This is a genomic window from uncultured Salegentibacter sp. (assembly GCF_963972535.1).
Classification (GTDB): Bacteria; Bacteroidota; Bacteroidia; order Flavobacteriales; family Flavobacteriaceae; genus Salegentibacter.
Window position 1 is genome coordinate 1 of the sequence record NZ_CAXAVR010000173.1, and the last position, 3,822, is coordinate 3,822.

A 3,822-nucleotide genomic window follows, 5' to 3' on the forward strand; every position below is an offset into this window, starting at 1 on the left:
CCTTTTTTTAGAAGACCCTTACATGAACTTGTAAGGGTCTTTTTTTGTTTTAATAAATATGGTTTTTGGTACCAAAGTGCCCCTAGGTTCTAAAGAAACCTTTACTTGTATCTGATGAGGGGGTAGTGGTGGGATAAGGGTAGTAATAATACATTAGCAGATACCACAGAATAATTAATTACTACAAATAAGTCTGAACTAAATAGGAGCTATTTTTTTAGAAGGAGTATAGTTCGATTTTAAATTTCTTACTAGTCGAAAATCGACTTAACAATGGTCTTTATTCCCAGAAACATTAAAATTATCGCAGCTATTAGCGCAATAATTCCTACTATTAATACAGGAATATAAAATGGATGATCCTGGTTGTTAAAGGCGGTAAATAATACCGAAGGGCCTATTAATGTTAGGGGCAATGCAAATGCCAGGTATTTGATTCCTCTTCCTAATATTTTTTTATTAGTATGTTTCATCTTACTTTCTTAGAGCACAATATATGTAGTAGAATCGACTTCTGAAAGTCTAAAGTATCCAAAAGGATAATTTTCTGGATTGGTTTGATTCACTATATTTCCCTTAACTGTTGCGGGTTGTGATTGAAATGGGCCGCCTCCGTTATTGCCTCCCTGGGAACGAAGTATAAATAAATAATTATAAAAAGGTTCTGATATTCCTTCCATAGTAATGTGAATTTCATTTTCTGTTGCCAAATCTTCGTTAGAGTATGATGAGGACACCTGGTTGCCATCTGTAAATTCATCTTCATAAATTTCCAGAGAGAATTTAGAAGTAGTGATATTACTAAAGCTAAAAAGGTAGAAATTGTCCTCACCGGCCGGATCTGTGAAAAATACTTCAACCTCAAGGTCTTCACGTGTGAATCCGCCTTCATCGTTCTGTTCAATATAGTCTATACCTGCAACAGGAACAAAACTGGAAGTAGCCGTGTAAAGCTCATCATTATAGCTTATTTCCAGCGTATAATTTTCGTCAAATTCGGGAATAAAATTAGAATTTTGGTATATACCATTTTCCTGATGAGTAAAAATAAATTCTTCACCACTACCTGTTTCAATAATTACTTTAGAATCTGTTACCGGCTCAATTCCTTCTTCGTAAAAGCCAATGGTTTCTGATAATTTAATTTGCTGATTATTACCAGGTGTGCCTATATACCATAGCATAGAAGCGTCTATCACTAATCTTGGTTCACTTTCATCCAAATCTAAGTCTATTACTTCTTCGCAAGAAGTGAATGTAAAAAGGATTATAAGTGATAAAATATATAAATTTTTCATCTTAAAAACTGAAATTATAGGTTATGGAAGGAATAATTCCGAATAGACTTAATTTTGCCGATTCGTTTCTTCCGGTATCTTCATTCTCCCTAAAGCTTATAGAGTTAGCATTTTTCCGGTTATAAACATTGTAAATGCCAAAATTCCATGAAGATTGAAAGCCTTGTTTTTTATTAGGTTTTGGAATATAAGTAGCGGAAAGATCTAGCCTGTGGTAGGCCGGTAATCTATTGCTATTTCTATCTCCATAAACCGGAACATTTATTCCGTTAAAATCATATTGCCCTGTTGGGTAAGTGACCGGTAACCCGGTTTGAAATGCAAAATTAGCGCTAAAATCCCATTTCTTATTATAATCATATGTGGCGGTAAGACTAATATCGTGCGTTTTATCGTAGTTAGTTGCATACCACTTTCCATTATTAATTCCGCTTTCAGCCGCAGTTCTCCCGGGAGTTTGTTGTTCAGATCTTGACAGGGTATAAGCGAGCCAACCAGTAAACCTACCTTCGTTTTTCTTTGCTAAAATTTCCAGACCATAAGCCCGGGATCTACCATTTAAAATTATAGTTTCAATGTTATTATTAGCGATTAGATTCGCTCCATTAACATAATCTATCCTGTTTTGAATATCCTTATAAAAAACTTCAGTCTCTAAGCTATATTTTCCGTCATCAATATTTCGAAAATACCCCAGGGCGTATTGATCTAAAATTTGAGGTTTAATAAATGGTCCGCTTGGTGCCCATACATCAAGGGGAGTGGGAGAGTTAGTGTTGGAGATTAAATGTAAATATTGAGCCATCCTGTTATAACTCGCTTTAACCGACTGATTTTCGCTGAAATTATAAGCTAACGCCAGCCTCGGTTCAAAGTTGGAATAGGTTTTTATAACTTCAGATCTGGAATAGGAATTCTGGTCTACAGGTTGCGCTTCTTCATAAATATCTAATGCTTCATTATAAATAATTGGGTTGTCATTTTCATATTCATTTAAACTTTCCTGGCCCAATCGTAAAAAATTACTAAATCTAAGTCCGTATTCTGCCGTAAGTTTATCTGAAATATTATGTTCTACGGAAAAGTAAGCCGCATTTTCAAGTGCATATTTATTGGTAAGTTTAAAGAAATTAATGCCAGAGTTTTCATCTATTGGAGCAATTTCTCCCGGATTAAATTCGTGGTAAGTGCTGTGGAGACCGTACTCTAATTGAAATGTATTGTTTAAATAGTGGTTAAAATCATATTTTATATTGAGGTTCTTTATACCACTGTCCCAATTGAAGCCAACAAAATTAAGGGTTAAACCATAGTAATAATCACTATAAATAAGTGATAAATTGGTAAAAATATCATCTGAAACAACATGATTCCATCTAAGGTTAAAGACTGAATTTCCGTAGGTATTTAAAAAGTTTTGATTGATATCAAAAACATCGCGACCAAAATATCCAGAAAACAATAGCTTATTTTCATCATTTAACTTGTAGGTTAGTTTTGTATTGAGATCATAGAAGTAAGCAGAGTTTGGATTATCGGCGAGTTTCAGGAATAAATGTGCATAAGAACTTCTGCCGGCAACCAAAAAAGAACCTTTATCTTTTACAATGGGTCCTTCAGCCAGTAATCTACTTGAAATTACCCCAATTCCGCCCTGTGCTTTAAATTCTTTACTGTTACCGTCACGTTGATAAATATCAAGAACCGATGATACCCTTCCGCCATATTTAGCCGGAATTCCACCTTTATATAATTTTAAATCTTTTACTGCATCGGGATTAAACACCGAAAAGAAACCAAAAAGGTGAGAAGAGTTAAAAATAGTAGCTTCATCTAGTAGAATTAAGTTTTGATCTACCGCGCCACCGCGTACATTAAAAGCCGAAGCACCTTCTCCTGCATTAGAAACTCCCGGTAAAAGCAGTAATGATTTTACGATATCTACTTCACCAAATACCACCGGTAATTTTTGAATGGTATTAATAGAAAGTTTATTAACGCTCATTTCGGGGCTCTTAATATTAAAACCTTCACTATTAGACTTTATAACTACTTCGTCTAAACTTTCAGAACCTTCAGTCATTTCGGTATTAAAGGTGGTATCTTCTGTGATAGTTATTGTTTCTCTTATGGTTTGAAAACCCAGGTAAGAAATTTCAAGTGTATAAGTGCCTTCCTGCAGTTTTATGGAATAGAAACCGTATTCATTGGTAACCACGCCTTTTTGTTCTTCCGGAACAATAACATTTACACCTATTAATGTTTCATTACTGGACGCATTGGTAATAGTTCCTTTAAGCGTATAGGTTTCCTGAGCATTGATTCCCATTGAAATACACAGGAAAAAAAATAAAAGCGGAAAGTGAAATGGTATTTTCAAATTTTTTAGGTAAAGATAGTGTAGAAACTCTGCAAAATTGAAAATATACAGAAATTATTAAGATTTGTTTAAAAAGATTAAACAAAAAAATAAAATAAAAAAGCCGAAAAATTAATTTCGGCTTTTAAAAACTATTAAAATTAT

The 3,822-nt window shown here is 33.9% G+C and carries 3 protein-coding genes; all 3 read right to left on the reverse strand.

What is annotated here, in order from left to right; all coding sequences use genetic code 11:
* Positions 1 to 251: 251 nt before the first annotated feature.
* From AACZ30_RS13370 to AACZ30_RS13380, 3 genes are read right to left on the reverse strand one after another with little or no spacing between them, the layout of a single operon-like run.
* Positions 252 to 473 (reverse strand): DUF6095 family protein, encoded by a 222-nt coding sequence (locus AACZ30_RS13370; RefSeq protein WP_339649969.1) that lies wholly within the window; start codon positions 471 to 473, stop codon positions 252 to 254.
* Positions 474 to 482: 9 nt separating this feature from the next.
* Positions 483 to 1,298, reverse strand: a complete 816-nt coding sequence (locus AACZ30_RS13375) for a DUF4249 domain-containing protein (protein ID WP_339649970.1) — start codon at positions 1,296 to 1,298, stop codon at positions 483 to 485.
* 1 nt (position 1,299) lies between these two features.
* Complete coding sequence (locus tag AACZ30_RS13380) at positions 1,300 to 3,627, reverse strand: TonB-dependent receptor (RefSeq protein WP_339649973.1); 2,328 nt, start codon at positions 3,625 to 3,627, stop codon at positions 1,300 to 1,302.
* Positions 3,628 to 3,822 lie beyond the last annotated feature (195 nt).

Bases quoted from the DNA above. Each gene is read 5' to 3' on its own strand.
- AACZ30_RS13370 (WP_339649969.1), bottom strand. From the start codon at position 473: ATGAAACATACTAATAAAAAAATATTAGGAAGAGGAATCAAATACCTG.
- AACZ30_RS13375 (WP_339649970.1), bottom strand. From the start codon at position 1,298: ATGAAAAATTTATATATTTTATCACTTATAATCCTTTTTACATTCACT.
- AACZ30_RS13380 (WP_339649973.1), bottom strand. From the start codon at position 3,627: ATGGGAATCAATGCTCAGGAAACCTATACGCTTAAAGGAACTATTACC.